We start from the raw sequence: 15,517 nt of genomic DNA on the forward strand, positions 1-15,517 counted from the left end.
CCGGGCGGGGGTTGCGGTAAAAATCGGTTCGCATAGCCCACCTCCCACATACGGCCGGAATGGCTCGAAATTAAACGCCGCGTCGTCGGATTGTCAACAATCTGCCGCTACGTCATCGGAACGGGTGCGTGTTCCCCGGTTACCTGCGGGTTCGGGGCAGCACCCGGAGGTGCGAAAACGTGATCAACTCGGCCGCGACGACCCACCGGGCGGGGTTCTAAGCTTCCGGGCACGACGTACGACTGCGTCGCGCGAACCGGTGTGCGATCTTGGCCGAAACGACTCCCACGGTTCCCGCGCGACTGGGAGGATGCACGCATGAGCCAACCGGGACCCCATGACCGACCGGGATCGCTGGACGAGGTCACGCAGCAGCAGCTGATCCAGGAGATCGGCCGGGTTGTCGTGCGCGCCTTGCCTCCGGGCTGGCAGGAAGCCACCGTCGAATACCGCGAACTCGGCGACCACCGCGAACTCGTGGCGCAGCTGCTCGCTCCCAACGGCACGGCCGTCCCGCTCGCCGTCCCCACCGACGCCACCGAGCTGTTCCTGCGGCTGCGCAGCGGCATGTACCAGCCGGACCGCGGCACCTGGGTCAGCGCGCTCTACCGGCTGCAGCGGCCCGGCAGCTACACCGTCGACTTCAACGGGGACTACCAGCCCAGCTGGCGCACCGCTCCCCCGCCGGAGGCCTTCGCCGAGGAGCTGCGCCGCTACCCGCGGCCCGCCGCAGTCACGCCGGACTGGCTGGCTCCGCGCAGCACCGGCCCCGCAGGCCTGCGCACCGCTGAGGTCTTCGACGACGGCGGGCGGCCGATCACCGAGCGGCCGGAGCTGAACCCGGCGGAGCTCGACCAGGTGGCCGAATACCTGGAGCGGGCGCCGATCGTGCTGGCCGCGCGCAGCTACGACACCGACCGGCTGGACCCGCACCGCAGCCCGGCGGTGCCGATGACCTTCCACACCGACGGCAGCTGGATCTGGCCCGGCGCGGTCGGCTACTACCTCCGCCAGCACGGCGTCGCCCCCGAGGCGGAGCTGGTGGCGCACATCCGCAGCCGCGGCTTCCAGGTCCCGGACGTCGACGAGCCCGTCCGCGAGCAGGCGGTCGCGGTCATCACCGGCGAACAGCGCATCTGACGACGGGCCCGGATCGATCGGCCGCGCCGGGGCGCGGTCCTGCGACAATCCGGGCATGCGCGAAGTCGTCTTCGCAGGCGGGCCGGTGGCCACAATGGACGCCGCCCGCTCGTTCACCGATGCCGTCGCCGTGCGCGACGGCCGGATCGCGGCCGTCGGCGACGCCGCCGTGCGCGCCCGGCTGACCCCTGCGACCGAGGTGATCGACCTCGACGGCCGGTTGCTGCTGCCCGGCTTCCACGACGCGCACGTGCACCCGGTGTACGGCGGCATCGAGCGGCTTCGCTGCGACCTCTCCGACTGCCTCGACTCGGCCGAATGCCTACGGCGCATCGCCGAGTTCCGGCCGGACGCGGGCTGGGTGCTCGGCGGCGGCTGGGACATGGGCCAGTTCCCGGGCGGCACGCCCGACCGCGCCGCCCTGGACTCGGTGACCGGCGGCCGGCCGGCGTACCTGCTCAACCGCGATCACCACGGCGCGTGGGTGAACTCGGTGGCGCTGCGGCTGGCGGGCGTCGACCGCGACACCCCGGACCCGCCGGACGGCCGGATCGAGCGCGACGCAGACGGCGAGCCCGCCGGGACCTTGCACGAGGGCGCCACCAGCCTGGTCGAGCGGGTGCTGCCGCCGACCAACGCGCAGGAGTACCTCGCGGGCTTGCTGGAGGGCCAGCGCCACCTGCACTCGTGCGGCGTGACCTCTTGGCACGACGCGATCATCGGCCCGTACCTCGGCTACGCCGACACGATGGAGACCTACCTGGCGGCCGACCGGCAAGGCCTGCTGACCGGCAAGGCCCGCGGTGCGCTGTGGTGGGACCGCGGGCGCGGCCGGGAGCAGATCGAGGAGCTGCGGCAGCGGCGCGAGCTGGCGTGGGGGCGGCGGTTCCGCGCCGACGCGGTGAAGATCATGCAGGACGGCGTGTGCGAGAACTTCACTGCCGCGCTGCAACTTCCGTACCTGGGCGGCCACGGCCGCGGAATGTCCTTCGTGGATCGCGACGTCCTCGCCGAGGTGGTTCCCGAGCTCGCCGCCGACGGGTTCCAGCTGCACTTCCACGCAATCGGCGACCGCGCGGTGCGCGACGTGCTGGACGCGCTCGCCGGCACCACCGGGCGGCACCTGCGGCACCAGATCGCCCACCTGCAGGTGGTGCACCCCAGCGACGTCCCGCGGTTCCACGAACTCGGGGTCGTCGCGACGATCCAGCCCCGGTGGGCGGTCAACGACGCCGCGATGACCGAGTTGACCGTGCCGCACCTGGGACATCGGCGCGCCGGCTGGCAGTACCCGTTCCGGTCGCTGCGCGCCGCGGGCGCGGTGCTGGCCGCGGGCAGCGACTGGCCGGTGTCCGACGCCGATCCGATGCAGGCGGTGCACGTGGCGGTCAACCGGCGCGAACCGGACACCGATGACGCGCCGTTCCTGCCGGAACAGGCGCTCGATCTCGTGGATGCGCTCGCCGCCTACACCGCGGGCAGCGCCTGGGTGAACCACGTGGACGGCGAAACCGGCACCGTCGAGGTCGGCAAGGCCGCCGACCTCGTCGTGCTCGACCGCGACCCGTTCTCCTTGCCGCCAGCGGAAATCGGGCAGTGCCGGGTGGACCTCACGATGGTCGACGGCGTGGTCGTGCACGAGCGCAAGGCGTGACCCAACGCAGCCTCGTGCTGGGCTGGTCGGGCGACGCCGATTCTCGATCGTGTGCAACCCCACCGCAGGCATTGGCGGCCACCGCCAACGCTGGTTTCGTGCGCAGGGTCGACGACCATCGCAGAGAGGTCAGGTGCGCGAAACCATGCAGCCCTTCCGACTGCCGGACTTCTACCTGTCCTACCCGGCTCGGCTGAACCCGAACCTGGAACGGGCACGAGAGCACAGCAAGGCGTGGGCTTACCGGATGGACATGATCGACGTGCCGCAGGACGGCGTGCCGATCTGGGACGAGGCGGACCTCGACCGCCACGACTACGCGCTGCTGTGCGCCTACACGCACCCGGACGCGGACGGCCCGGAACTGGACCTGATCACCGACTGGTACGTGTGGGTGTTCTACTTCGACGACCACTTCGTCGAGCTGTACAAGCGGAATCCGGACCTCGCCGGGGCCCGCGAGTACCTCGACGGGCTGGCCGCGTTCATGCCGGCGGAGGGGCCGATCACGGCGGAGCCGACGAACCCGGTGGAACGCGGCCTGGCCGACCTGTGGACCCGCACGGTGCCCGCCATGAGCGCGGACTGGCGGCGGCGGTTCGCCGAGAACACCAAGCACCTGCTGGACGAATCGCTGTGGGAACTGGCCAACATCTCGGAGAACCGGCTGTCCAATCCCATCGAGTACGTGGAGATGCGCCGCAAGGTGGGCGGCGCGCCGTGGTCGGCGAACCTGGTGGAGCACGCCGTCGGCGCGGAGGTGCCGGCCGAGATCGCGGCGACCCGCCCGATGGAGGTGCTGCGCGACACGTTCTCCGACGCCGTGCACCTGCGCAACGACCTGTTCTCCTACGAGCGCGAGGTGCAGGACGAGGGCGAGCTGAGCAACGGCGTGCTGGTCTTCGAGAAGTTCCTGGGCTGCACGACGCAGGAGGCCGCGAACGCGGTCAACGACCTGCTCACCTCCCGGCTGCACCAGTTCGAGCACACCGCGCTGACGGAGGTGCCGCGCCTGCTCGACGAGCACGGCATCGACCCGGTCGGCCGATTGGCCGTCCTCGGCTACGTGAAGGGCCTGCAGGACTGGCAGTCCGGCGGCCACGAGTGGCACATGCAGTCCGGCCGCTACCCGGACGGATCGAGCACGCCGACGGTGCTGGCTGGCCCGAACGGGCTGGGCACCGCGGCCACGCACATCGTCTCGTCGCTGCTTTCGACCGCGCCGCAACGGATGCGCAGCTTCACCCGGATTCCGCACCAGCCCGTCGGCGAGATCGCGCCCCGGGAGATCCACATGCCCTACGCGGTGACGATGTCCCCGCACCTCGACGCCACGCGGGAGCACAACGTCGAATGGGCCCGCGCCATGGGCATGTTCGACGACGTGCCGCAGGTGTGGACCGAGCAGATGCTGCGGGACTACGACCTCCCGCACTGCTCCGCCGGGCTCGACCCCGATGCGACCGTCGAGGAGCTGGACCTGTCGGCGGCGTGGCTGACGTGGGGCACCTACGGCGACGACTACTACCCGTCGGTCTTCGGCCACGGGCGGAACATGGCCGGCGCGAAGGCGCAGAACGCCCGCCTGAAGGAACTGATCCCCCTCGAAGGCGCCAGCCCGGTCGTCCCGGTCAACATGCTGGAACGCGGCCTGGCCGACCTGTGGGAGCGCACCGCGGGCGCGCTGTCGCCCGACGCCCGCCGGGCGTTCCGCAAATCCGTGGACGTGATGCTCGACAGCTGGTTGTGGGAACTGGACAACCAGCACCAGAACCACATCCCGGACCCGATCGACTACGTCGAGATGCGGCGCCGGACGTTCGGTTCCGACCTCACGTTGAGCCTGTCCCGCTTCTCGCACGGGCAGTCGGTGCCGCCGGAGATCTACCGGACGCGCACGATCCGCAACATGGAGAACTCGGCGATCGACTACGCGACGCTGGTCAACGACGTCTTCTCGTACCGCAAGGAGATCGAGTACGAGGGCGAGGTGCACAACGCGGTGCTGGTCGTGCAGAACTTCCTGGACTGCGGGCAGGATCGGGCCTTCGACATCGTGCACGACCTGATGACCGCGCGGATGAAGCAGTTCGAGCACACCGTGGAGGTCGAGCTGCCGGCGCTGTTCGAGGAGCGGGAACTGGACGCCGAGGCGCGGGCGATGCTCAACCGCTACGCCTCGGAACTGCAGGACTGGATGGCGGGAATCCTGAACTGGCACCGGGAATGCCGCCGGTACTTCGACTCGGAATTGCGCCACAACATCCCGGTCGGCCTGACCAGGAGCGTGCTCCCCGGCCCCACCGGCCTCGGCACGTCCCTGGCCCGGCTGCCGTCGAGCTGGGACCCGGTGCTCGGCTGAGCCGCGCACTCCGGCCGCCGCAGAGGTTTCCCGATTTTGCCTAAAATTGGGAACCCCCGCGCCGACCGGATGGCTACCGGGCCAACCGGCACGTCAGGCGTCGCCTGCTCGGGCCGGCGGTGCGCAATTTCGCGAGAATTTGACCGTCACCAGGGTGAACGCCAATTTCTCGCGAAATTGACCATCACCTGCGAAGACGCGTCGGCGCGGCTACGCAGAGCGACCTCTGCCGTCACCCGGGGCGGGCGCGATTTCTCGCGAAATTGCGCCCGCCTCGGGTGAGGCGGTCTGGTCCGGCGGCTCAGACCACGGTGCCGTGCTGGACGACGTGGCGGATGCGCTCGGGGTTCGCGAGGGTTGCGATGTCCTCCAGCGGGTCGCCGTCGAGGACCACCAGGTCCGCCAGGGCGCCCACCCGCAGCGTGCCGATCTCGCCGGTCATGCCGAGCAGGTCCGCCGCCGTGGTCGTCGCCGAGCGGATGACCTCCAGCGCCGGCAGGACCTCGCCGCGGATCCGGAACTCCTCGTTCTGGTGGCGGTGCATGCCGCCGAGCAGGTCGCTGCCGTAGACGATCTTGACGCCGCCGCGGTGGGCCATCTCCAGCGCCGCCAGCCCGGCGCCCAGCACGTCGTCGACCTTCCGCCAGCTGTCCTCCGGCAGCCCGAACTCGCGGCCCTCGGTCTTCAGCGCCCAGTACGTCACCAGCGTCGGCACCAGGAACGCGTCGTGTTCGAGGAACTCGGCCACGTTGGACTCGTCGATGAGGTTGCCGTGCTCGATCGACCGGATGCCCGCCCGCAGCGCCCGGCTGACCGAGCGCGCCGTGTAGGCGTGCGCGGCGACGTAGCGGTTGGCGGCATCCGCCTCCTCGACGATGGCCCTCAGCTCGTCCATCGAGTACTGGGTGGAGTCGATGCGGTCGGTCGGCGAGGCCACGCCGCCGCCGGCCATCACCTTGATGTGGTGCGCGCCCTTGCGGAGCTCGTCGCGCGCCGCGGCGCGCACCGCGTCCACGCCGTCGGCGATCCGCCCGAGCCCGGCGCAGCACTGGTGCCCGTCGTGCACCCGGGTGCCGCGCGGGCGGCTGTCCCCGTGCCCGCCGGTCTGGCTGAGCGCCTTGCCGCAGAACGCCAGCCGCGGCCCGCGGATGAGGCCTTCGGCCTGCGCGTCGGCCAGACCGAAGTCGGCGCCGGAGGCGTCGCGGACCGTGGTGAAGCCGCGGTCGAGCATCTTGCCCATGATCTGCGCGGCGTGCGCGGTGGCGTAGGACGGCGACCACGCGGGCAGCGCACCGAGATCGGCGGTAGCGGCGGTGACGTGCACGTGCGCGTCGATCAGCCCGGGCAGGACGGTGGCGCCTGCCAGGTCCACGATCTGCGCGCCATCCGGCGCGGTCAGGCCGGGGCCGGTCTCGGCGATCCGGCCATCGACGCACAGCAGGTCGCCTTCGGCGTACTCGCCGGTCTCGACGTCGAGCAGCTTGCCGGAACGCAGCAGCAGGGCGGTCACGAGTTCGACTCCTCCTTGGTGTTGTCGAGGCGCTGGACGAGTTCGGCCAGCGCGGGAACGGCCAGCGCCGCCAGCTCGGCGGCCCGGTCCACCTGGGCCGGACCGTAGGCGTGCTCGGCGTCGAGCAGGGCGAGGGTGCCCAGGGTGGTGCCGTCGGTGCCGATGACCGGCACGTTGATCACCGAGCCGCAGCCGAGCTCCGCGATCAGCGCGTGGTCGGCGAAGACCTGGCGGACCGACTCGGCATCGGGCCCGAAGAACGGCTTCTGCTGCCGGATGCAACGGTCCAGCCAGTCGGCGGCGACCTCGACGGACTTCTCGCCGCCCACCGGGTACTGCTCGGGGTGGCTGGTGTGCGCCCGGTGCAGCACGCGGCGGCCGGGCAGCCAGGCCAGCACGGTGAACAGCCGGACGCCGATCTCCCGCCGGACCCGTTCTTCCACTGTGGACAGATTCATCGGGTGGCCGCCTTCCGCGTGTCGGTTTCGGTCAGGTCCTCCAGCGACCGGCCCGCGGTGGACAGGCCGAACAGCAGCGTGCACACCACGCCGACCGCCAGCACCGCGGTGGTCATGCCGAACACGCCCGCGAAGCCCAGCGACGCGGCGGACATGCCGATCACCGACGGCGCGATGATGCTGCCGATGCGGCCGAACGCGCTGGACAGCCCAGTGCCCGACGCGCGGATCCAGGTCGGGAACACCTCCGGGGTGTAGGAGTACACCGCCGCGTAGGTGCCGTTGAGGAAGAACGACAGCACCGCCGCCGCGGTCGTGATCATCACCGGGTCGGTCATCTGCGACATCCAGAACGCGCTGGCCGCCGCGCCCGCCAGGTACAGCGCGATGGTGTTCTTGCGGTCCAGGAACTCGCCCAGCCACGCCGCCGAGAAGTAGCCCGGCACCTGCGCCAGGTAGATGATGATCGAGAACTCGAAGCTCTTGGTGACCGTGATGCCCTGCTGCACCAGCAGCGTCGGGATCCAGGTGAAGAAGCCGTAGTAGGAGAAGGTGATCACGAACCAGATCAGCCAGGTGATCGCGGTGCGCCGCGCCATCCGGCCGGTCCACAGGAACTTCAGCGCGGAGAACAGGCCGATCTTGCGGGCCTCCGCGGGCTTGTCCACCGCGGTCTCCGGCACCGGCGGCAGCGGCGCCTTCGTCGCGGCCTGCACCTTGCGCTCCAGGTCCAGCACGACCGCCTCGGCTTCGGCGGTCCGGCCGTTGGCCAGCAGGTAGCGCGGCGATTCCGGCAGCGAACGCCGCCACCACAGCAGCATCACGATCGGCACCGCGGTGATCACCTGCGCCCAGCGCCAGCCCTCGGGCAGCGGCTGCACCACGAACCGGCCCAGCAGCGCGGCCGCGACGAAGCCGAAGGAGAAGAAGCCGGCCAGGGCGCCGACGAACCAGCCGCGCCGGGCGGCGGGGACGAACTCGGACAGGAACGGCGCGATGATCGCGCTCTCGGCGCCGGCGCCGAAACCGGCCAGCACCCGGGCGCCGAGGAAGATCTCGTAGTTCGGGGACATCGCGCCGACGATCGAGAACAGCGCGTAGACGGCCAGCGCCCACATCATCACCTTGCGGCGGCCGATGCGGTCGCCGAGCAGGCCCGCGCAGGTGGCGCCGAACAGGAAGCCGAACGGGGTGGCCGAGCCGATCAGGCCGAGCTGGGCGTTGGTCAGCCCCCATTCGTCTTGCACGCTGGGCAGCAGGAAGGCCACCACGGCGGAGTCCATCCCGTCGAAGGTGTAGCCGAGCCCGCCGAGCAGCAACAGCAGGTAGTGCGGCCGGCTCAGCGGGAGCCGGTCCAACCGGGCCAACAGGGACACGAGGTGCCTCCAGGAGAGTTGCAGCACCGAACGAAGTGACCGGCAACATATAGTGCAGATGAACAGAAGTGCAATAGCTGTTGCGTTTTAAGCTCGTTACAGTGTGTATCGGCGCCTCGACGTGCACCGATGCGCCGCGATCGACCCGACGAGAGGAACGCGATGACCGACAGCGCCACCACCAGCGCAGCCGGGGAATCCGACGGATTCGAGACCTGGCTGCGCGGGCGCGTGCCCGAGCGCGGGCTGCGCAGCAAGGGCGCGTCGGTGCTGGAGGTGCTGCTCACGCAGCCCCGGCGGGTGTCCTACAGCTCCGCAGCCGAGGCCGCCGAGCTGGCCGGCGTCAACGTCGCGACGGTCAGCCGGACCGCACAGGCGCTCGGCTTCAGCGGCTGGTCGGATCTGCAACAGGAGTTGCGCGCCCGGTACCTGTCCTCGCTGAGCGCACCGGACGTCGCCGCCGCGCAGCGCACCGAGGGCGAGCTGGGCGGCGCATCGCTGCGCCGCGACCTGGAGTCGCTGGCCGTGCTGAACCGGCGACTGGACGACCAGCTGATCCGGACCATCGCCGAGGCGATCGCGCAGGCCCGGCGGGTGCTGATCATCGCCAACGGCAGCTACGTCGCCGTCGGCTCGGCGCTGGGGCACAACGTGCGGCTGGCCGGTTACGACGCGACGGTGGTGCGCGACGACGCCGACCTGGCCAACTCCGTGTCGCGGATCGAGCCGGGCGACGTGCTGGTGGCGATCAGCTTCTGGCGGCTGTACCAGAGCACGGTGACGGCGGCCGAGGAGGCGAGCAGCCGCGGCGCGCGGGTCTTCGCGCTCACCGACGCCGCGAGCCCCGCCCTGGCCGCCGCCGCGGAGCAGGTCGTGCTGATCCCTGCCGAGGGCGTGGCGTTCTTCCCCTCGCTCGCACCGGGCCTGGCGGTCGCCCAGGCCATCGTCGCCCAATTGTCCACAGTGGACCCCGAGCGGACCCGCAAGTCCATCGAAGCGGCCGAGACCCAGTGGTCCCGCTTCGGACTGATGCACCGCCAGCCCCGGCGCGGCTGAACGCGTTCCGGCCGGGCTGGCGGTTCGTTCAAGACGGGCTCCGCCAAGCGGTCGAGACTGCCGGCATGAACGAGAACGCGGCAGCACGGCGAAGCGAGGAGCCGGATCCGTCCCTGCGTTCACCTGCTCGATCCTGCCGGAACCACACCGGGCGTTCGCCGGTGTGCCACAACACGATTCGTCAGTCGTCCAGCAACCGCCACGAAGTGAGGGCGAGCCTGGCCCGCGTCAGTCCGGTGGGGTCGGCGAGGTCGATGTCCAGGGCTTTCCCGATCTGCTCCAGTCGGCGGGCGACGCTGCTGTGGTGCAGGTGGAGGAGTTCGGCGGCCCGACGCAGAGAACCTGCGGCGCAGTAGACGTCCAAGGTCTCCAGGTCCTCCGGATTGCCTGCCACGCGGGCGATCGCCGACACATCGCCGTTGTCCCGCGCGACGTCGTCGGGCACGTGCGCGAGAAGCGCCAACGCCCCCAAATCGTCGAAGTGGACCACCGGCCCGCGCGAGGTGGTGAAGCGCAGGGCGGTGCGGGCTTCCCGCCAGGACCGGTCGGGGTTTCCGGCGGCGCCGATGCCCGCGCGCACACCCGCCGGAAACCGGGCCGGGTCCACAGTGGTCGCCAGGATGACGCCCACGTCGGCCAGCGGCGCCGCCTTCACCAGGCGGGCCGGGCAGATCACGCCGCCGACCTGGTCGAGCGGCAGCCTCGACCGCACGGCGACGACGCGGATCGGCAGGTCGGCGGCGAAACCCAGCAGCCGCAGGGCCCGGCTCCTGGCCGCTTCGTCACTGTCGACGCTGATCACCAGCTCGACCAGGGCGGGGTCGGCCATGGTGGTGCGCGCCGGGCCGTAACGCTCGACCACCGCCGCGGCCGCGATGGCGAGCCGTTCCAGCAGCAGTTCGTCGAGCGAGATGGGCGGGCCGACGCGTTCCAGCCACACCTCGCCGATCTCCTCCTCGTCGAGCACGATCGGCACGGTGGTGGGCGTGGGTGACGTTGGGGCGGAGGCTGCCGCGCCGTCGTGCGAGATGCGGATCGACCGTCCCGTGCCGTGCAGCCGAATCCCGGCGACGCACTCGGCCAGACCCGCCGAGGCCCGCGCGAGCGCCGGGAGATCCACCCGCCGGCGCATCAGCGTGTCGTAGAACATCACGACGCGGAGCGCGCCTTCCGCTTCCGAATCCAACCGCGACAGCCGCGCGGCCAATGCCTCCATGCCAGGAGGATATGCGGCGATCGTCGCGCTGCCGGGGCGAATCGCGCGACGCGTGGCGGATGCCCTCCCGGGCGCGGTTGGCCAGGATCGTGGTCATGGATCCCGAACTGGAAGCGTTCATCCCGCTGTTCCCCAAGGCCGACCTGAGCGACCCGGTCGCCGCGCGCGAGAACTTCGCCGAGCTCGCCGCGGCCATGCCGGTACCGGACTCCGCCGACATGCAGGTCGAGGACCGCTCGGTGCCCGCCGATCCGGAGGTGCCGGTGCGGATCTACCGCCTGCGGGCGGCGCAGGGCGCCATCGTCTGGTTGCACGGCGGCGGATTCGTCATGGGCGACCTGGACACCGAGCACCCGTGGGCCACCCGGATGGCGGACCTCTCGGGGGCGGTGGTGATCTCGGTGGGCTACCGCCTGGCCCCGGAGAATCCGTTCCCGGCCGCGCTGGACGATGTCTGCGCCGTGCTGACCTGGGCGGCCGAGCACGCGGCCGAACTCGGCGTCGACCCGGAGCGGATCGCCGTCGGAGGTCACAGCGCCGGCGCGGGGCTCGCCGCCGCGGCGGCGTTGCGCGCCCGCGACCGGCAGGGGCCGCCGATCCGCTTCCAGCTGCTCAACCAGCCCGGGCTCGACGACCGGCAGGAGACCTGGTCCGCGCGGCAGTTCACCGACACGCCCTGGATGACTCGCGGCAAGGTCGCCGAAATGTGGCGCCACTACCTGGGTTCCGCACCTGCCACGCCGCATGCCGCCCCGGCGCGGGCCGCCGACCTCTCCGACCTGCCGCCCGCCTACATCGCCACCGCGGAACTCTGCCCGAACCGCGACGAAGGCATCGACTACGCCCTGCGCCTGTTGCAGGCGGGCGTGCCGGTCGAGCTGCACCAGTGGCACGGCACGTTCCACGGGTCGCAGGCGATCCTGTCCGCCGAGGTTTCCCAGCGGCAGATCGCCGAGCTCGGCGCAGTCCTGCGCCGCGCCCTGGCGGGATGAGGTGACGCGTTCCCACCTCCGCCGCGGGCGCGCCGAATCCGCGCTGGGGCTTGCGGACCGGCGCGTTGGGGTGCGACCCCGGATCCGGATCGCACCCCAACCCCCGACGCCGCTCGCGCGAACCCTCAGATGCCGCCCACCCGCGGGAGCGGGATCTCCGGCACCAGCCTCGGCCGGAATCCCACGTCGCTCGACGCAGTCGACGGCGCCGGCGCTCCGACCACCGCCGTCCAGTGCGCGAGGTACTTGGCCGCCTCGGCCGCCAGCAACGCGTCCAGCTCCACCCGGTTCGCGTTCTTGCGCAGCCGCAACGGTTTTCCGCGGCGCACGTCGAGCACCATCGGCGTCGCCCCCGGCCGCAGGGCCGGCATCGCGTGCTCCAGGAGCCGCAGCGCCAGGCTCGCCGAATCCGTGCCGAGCTCGGGCTCCTTCAGATACGGCAGCACGACCTCGGTGCGGCCGTCCTGGCGCCGCAGCGCCAGCGAACTCCGGTCCGAGATGGTGACCGCGAGGCCGCCGATGTTCCACCGAGCGGAGGTCATCGGCACGCCGACCGCCTTCGCCCGGCCCCACCAGCGCTGGAATCCCGCGTGCAGCTCCTGGAAGTGAGGCTGCTGCACCGGGCGCGCCTGCCGCACCGCCACCGCGACGATCTCAGTCGCGTCCGGCGACGTCACCGCCCGCCGCAACGCCAGCCGGAACGGCCCGTAGAACGCCCAAGCCATGCTCGTCTCATCGAGGTAGATCTCCCGCTGGTCCCGCACGATGCCCGCGCAACCGCGCGGCGTGCTGCGCATGTAGTCGAGGAACGAACCGAGACTGATCTGCACACCGTCCACGAGTGCCCCTTCCCGCGGTCGAGGGCAGCATCCAGCGCCACTGCGATCCGTCCTCGAAGGAGACGATCCACAGTGGTCTAAACGCGCCCAAACCCCCTGCCCGACAACATCATTCTAGCACTTCGACGCTGGTTTTAGAACGTTTGTTCGTCACCTTTTCGAGGGTTCGCGACGCCCGGCCAGGCGCCTCGCGGCGGCACCACCCGGTGGTGCCGCCGGCATCGTCAACCGGCTCGCCGATGCTCGGGATGCGATGGCTTCACCGATCATCTCCGCCGCACCAGCACCGCTAACGGCAGCACGGCCAGCACTCCGCCCACCACTCCCAGCGCCGCGAATCCACCTGCCGCGAGGATCGCCGTGGAGGCGAGGCTCGCGACCGCGGCCGCGCCCCACACCGCTGCGTCCACGGCGCCCTCGATCTGCATCCGGTCCGCTGCCGGCAACTGCCGGGTGATCTGCCCGCTGCCGCCGACGAAGCACAGGTTCCACCCGTAGCCCAGCAGGAACAGCGCCGCAATGCGCAGCGGATCGCCCTCGCCGAACGCGGCGACCGCACTGGACAGGACGAGCGCGGCCAGGCCCGCCGCCATCACCGGCCGGGCGCCGAACCGGTCCACCAATCGCCCGGTGACCGGGGAGAGCACGAACATGCCGAGCGTGTGCGCTGACAACACCGCACCGACCTCGCCCAACCCCGCACCGCGGTGGTGCATGTCAAGCGGCGCCGCCGTCATGATCCCGACCATCACCACCTGGGCGCTCGCCATCACCAGCAGCGCACTGCGGGCCGCAGGCACCCGCAGCAGACGCCCGGGCCGCACTCCCGGCACCCCGTCCCGCACGCCCGCTCCGGCAGGCACGCCGAACCCAGCGACCACACCCAACGCACAACATGCCGCAGCGGCGAGGAAGGCGCAGACCGGCCCGGGCCAGCCGAGCGGCCCGCCGAGCGCCGCCGTGGGCGCGATCAGCAGCGGCCCGCCCACGGCGCCGAGGGTGGCCGCCCAGACGACCACGCCGATCGCCTGCCCTCGCCGGTGCGACGGGTACATCTCCGCAGCCGCGTACCGGGACAACTGCGCGCCGGCGTTGCCGATACCGAGCAGCAGCAATCCCGCGCACAGTCCGACCGCGTCCCGATGGATCGCGGCCAGGGCGGCGGCCAAACCACCTGCGGCGGCAAGGCCGTAACCGAGCAGCAGCCCGACTCGCCGGCCCCACCGGCTCATCCCGCGGCTGAGCAGCAACGCGCCCAGGCCGGTGCCGATGACACCGGCGGTGTTGGGCACCGCGGCCCACGTCGTGCCCAGCTGCTCTCCGGCGACGATCGTGCTCACTGCGCTCGCAATGCCCATCGCCGCGTTCATCACCACGGTGCCCGCGCACAGAGCCCGTGTCGCGCGTCGCCGCCGATCGATCGTCCCAGCTCGAAGCATGGTCATCACAGTAGAAAACCGGTTCGGCGACTTGAATGTTCGAAAAGCGGTGATCGACGTCGTTCGGTTGTTGATCGCAAGGCGACGATGCCCTGATACTTTCCGAATGGAGAAGCCGCTCGATCAGACCGACTGGCGCATCCTCGCCGAACTCCAGGAGAACGGCCGGCTGTCGTACAACCAGCTGGGCCGCCGGGTCAACCTGTCATCGCCCGCAGTGGCCGAACGGGTGCGCAGGCTGGAGGAAGCCGGGGTGATCACCGGCTACCAGGCCCGGGTGGACCCGGCGAAGGCGGGCCTGCCGCTGACTGCGTTCGTGCAGATGCGCTGCCAGCTCGGCCGCTGCCTGTTGAAGACCACCACCGCGGCCGACCTTCCCGAAGTCGCCGAGGTGCACAAGCTCAGCGGCAGCTCGTGCAGCATGCTCAAGGTCCGGGTGGCGTCGATGCGGCACTTGGAGGGCCTGTTCGAGCGGCTCGGCGAGCACGGCGAGATGCACTCGTACGTCGTGCTGTCCACCCAGTACGAGGGGCGACCGGTCGAGCCCTCGCCAACCGACGCCCGCCCGGTCACCGACCCGGCCGGCTGGAGTCGCTGACGAGCGGCGCCTGCCGCGATCTCGTCGCAGGACCGGCCGTTTCGCCGCTCCGGGTCGGCCGCGCTCAGCCGAGAGCCCGGTGCACGGCCCGCCCGAGGCTCGCGATCGCATCGCAGGCCGGTCCGCCGCGGTAGCTCGCGGCGGAGCGCTCGTCGGTGAGCTCGTCGACCAGCACCGCCACCACCGCGCGCGGCCGGTCGTCGCCGATCAGCCCCACGTCGTGGCGCAGCCCGAGCAGCTCGCCGGTCTTGTTCCAGCACTGCGCGCCGTCCGGCAGCAGCGCGGGCAGCCGGTCCCGGACCTGCTGCCGCGACAGGACGTCGAGCGCGTGCTCGGTCAGCTCCGGCGGCAGCGCCGATCCGCCGGCCAGCGCGGCGAGCACGCGCGCCTGGTCCAGCGCCGTGGTCTCGTTGCGGCCCGGGGCGTTGACGTCCATCAGCCGCCGCTGGACCTGGGTCGCCGTGCAGCCCAGGTCGGCGGCGCAGGCCCGGATCGCCTCGAACCCGACCGCGTCGATCACCGCGTTCGTGGCGGCGTTGTCGCTGATCACGATCATCAGCGTGATCAGGTCCCGCAGCGAGATCGCCGTCACGCTGGGAAGTTCCCGCAGCACCCCGAACCCGCCGGCCCGCTCGGCGGGCAACTCGACCTCGGCGTCCAGCCCGAGCCGCCCTTCGCGCACGGCGCGCAGCGCGGTGATCATGATCAGGACCTTGATCGTGCTGGCGGCGTGCACGACCCGCTCGGCGTCGACCAGCACCGGTTCCCGCTCGTCGAGATCCCAGGCGGCGAACCCGATCCGCCCGGGCAGACCCCCGAACACCGCCTCGGCCCGCAACCGCTCCGCAAACCCCACCACGCGCCTCCCAACTGATTC

13 protein-coding genes are annotated in these 15,517 nt (G+C 71.4%); 6 read left to right on the forward strand and 7 right to left on the reverse strand.

What is annotated here, in order from left to right; all coding sequences use genetic code 11:
- The first annotated feature begins 318 nt into the window (after positions 1–318).
- The 3 genes from BLW84_RS28345 to BLW84_RS28355 all read left to right on the forward strand — a co-directional run bounded on the left by BLW84_RS28345 (position 319) and on the right by BLW84_RS28355 (position 5,156).
- On the forward strand, positions 319–1,140 hold the full coding sequence (locus tag BLW84_RS28345) for a hypothetical protein (RefSeq protein WP_093271250.1): 822 nt from the start codon (positions 319–321) through the stop codon (positions 1,138–1,140).
- Positions 1,141–1,195: 55 nt separating this feature from the next.
- The gene (locus tag BLW84_RS28350; RefSeq protein WP_093271251.1) at positions 1,196–2,794 is read left to right on the forward strand and encodes an amidohydrolase; all 1,599 of its coding nucleotides are present in this window, start codon (positions 1,196–1,198) and stop codon (positions 2,792–2,794) included.
- Positions 2,795–2,939: 145 nt separating this feature from the next.
- Entirely contained in the window at positions 2,940–5,156 is a 2,217-nt protein-coding gene (locus BLW84_RS28355; RefSeq protein WP_093271324.1) for a terpene synthase family protein, read from the forward strand.
- A 301-nt stretch (positions 5,157–5,457) separates the two neighbouring features.
- On the opposite strand, the gene BLW84_RS28360 is transcribed toward BLW84_RS28355, so the two are convergent.
- The 3 genes from BLW84_RS28360 to BLW84_RS28370 are packed head-to-tail and all read right to left on the reverse strand — an operon-like array spanning position 5,458 to position 8,500.
- Entirely contained in the window at positions 5,458–6,666 is a 1,209-nt protein-coding gene (locus BLW84_RS28360; protein ID WP_093271253.1) for a metal-dependent hydrolase family protein, read from the reverse strand.
- Complete coding sequence (locus BLW84_RS28365) at positions 6,663–7,124, reverse strand: GAF domain-containing protein (protein ID WP_093271255.1); 462 nt, start codon at positions 7,122–7,124, stop codon at positions 6,663–6,665. The genes BLW84_RS28360 and BLW84_RS28365 overlap by 4 nt, the downstream gene beginning before the upstream one ends.
- Positions 7,121–8,500: an MFS transporter gene (locus BLW84_RS28370; RefSeq protein WP_093271256.1), complete on the reverse strand. Its 1,380-nt coding sequence runs from the start codon at positions 8,498–8,500 to the stop codon at positions 7,121–7,123. Before BLW84_RS28370 ends, BLW84_RS28365 begins: the two co-directional genes overlap by 4 nt.
- A gap of 162 nt (positions 8,501–8,662) precedes the next feature.
- On the opposite strand from BLW84_RS28370, the gene BLW84_RS28375 reads away from it, so the two are divergent.
- Entirely contained in the window at positions 8,663–9,556 is an 894-nt protein-coding gene (locus BLW84_RS28375; protein WP_093271258.1) for a MurR/RpiR family transcriptional regulator, read from the forward strand.
- A 181-nt stretch (positions 9,557–9,737) separates the two neighbouring features.
- Here the strand turns inward: BLW84_RS28375 and BLW84_RS28380 are convergent, their stop codons facing one another.
- Positions 9,738–10,772, reverse strand: a complete 1,035-nt coding sequence (locus tag BLW84_RS28380; protein WP_093271259.1) for a PucR family transcriptional regulator — start codon at positions 10,770–10,772, stop codon at positions 9,738–9,740.
- 95 nt (positions 10,773–10,867) lie between these two features.
- Between BLW84_RS28380 and BLW84_RS28385 the strand changes: the two genes are divergently transcribed.
- Positions 10,868–11,764, forward strand: a complete 897-nt coding sequence (locus tag BLW84_RS28385) for an alpha/beta hydrolase (protein ID WP_093271261.1) — start codon at positions 10,868–10,870, stop codon at positions 11,762–11,764.
- A 125-nt stretch (positions 11,765–11,889) separates the two neighbouring features.
- Here BLW84_RS28385 and BLW84_RS28390 read toward each other — a convergent pair whose 3' ends face one another.
- A complete protein-coding gene (locus BLW84_RS28390) occupies positions 11,890–12,603 on the reverse strand; it encodes a hypothetical protein (protein WP_093271262.1) in 714 nt (237 codons plus the stop codon).
- Between the two features lie 266 nt (positions 12,604–12,869).
- Positions 12,870–14,048 carry an MFS transporter gene (locus BLW84_RS28395; protein ID WP_093271264.1) on the reverse strand — a complete coding sequence of 393 codons (1,179 nt, stop codon included), beginning with the start codon at positions 14,046–14,048 and terminating at the stop codon, positions 12,870–12,872.
- Positions 14,049–14,148: 100 nt separating this feature from the next.
- Between BLW84_RS28395 and BLW84_RS28400 the strand changes: the two genes are divergently transcribed.
- On the forward strand, positions 14,149–14,640 hold the full coding sequence (locus tag BLW84_RS28400) for an Lrp/AsnC family transcriptional regulator (protein ID WP_093271265.1): 492 nt from the start codon (positions 14,149–14,151) through the stop codon (positions 14,638–14,640).
- Positions 14,641–14,704: 64 nt separating this feature from the next.
- On the opposite strand, the gene BLW84_RS28405 is transcribed toward BLW84_RS28400, so the two are convergent.
- Positions 14,705–15,499, reverse strand: a complete 795-nt coding sequence (locus BLW84_RS28405) for a serine hydrolase (protein WP_093271267.1) — start codon at positions 15,497–15,499, stop codon at positions 14,705–14,707.
- Positions 15,500–15,517 lie beyond the last annotated feature (18 nt).

It is taken from the genome of Saccharopolyspora shandongensis (genome assembly GCF_900106995.1).
Taxonomy (GTDB): domain Bacteria; phylum Actinomycetota; class Actinomycetes; order Mycobacteriales; family Pseudonocardiaceae; genus Saccharopolyspora; species Saccharopolyspora shandongensis.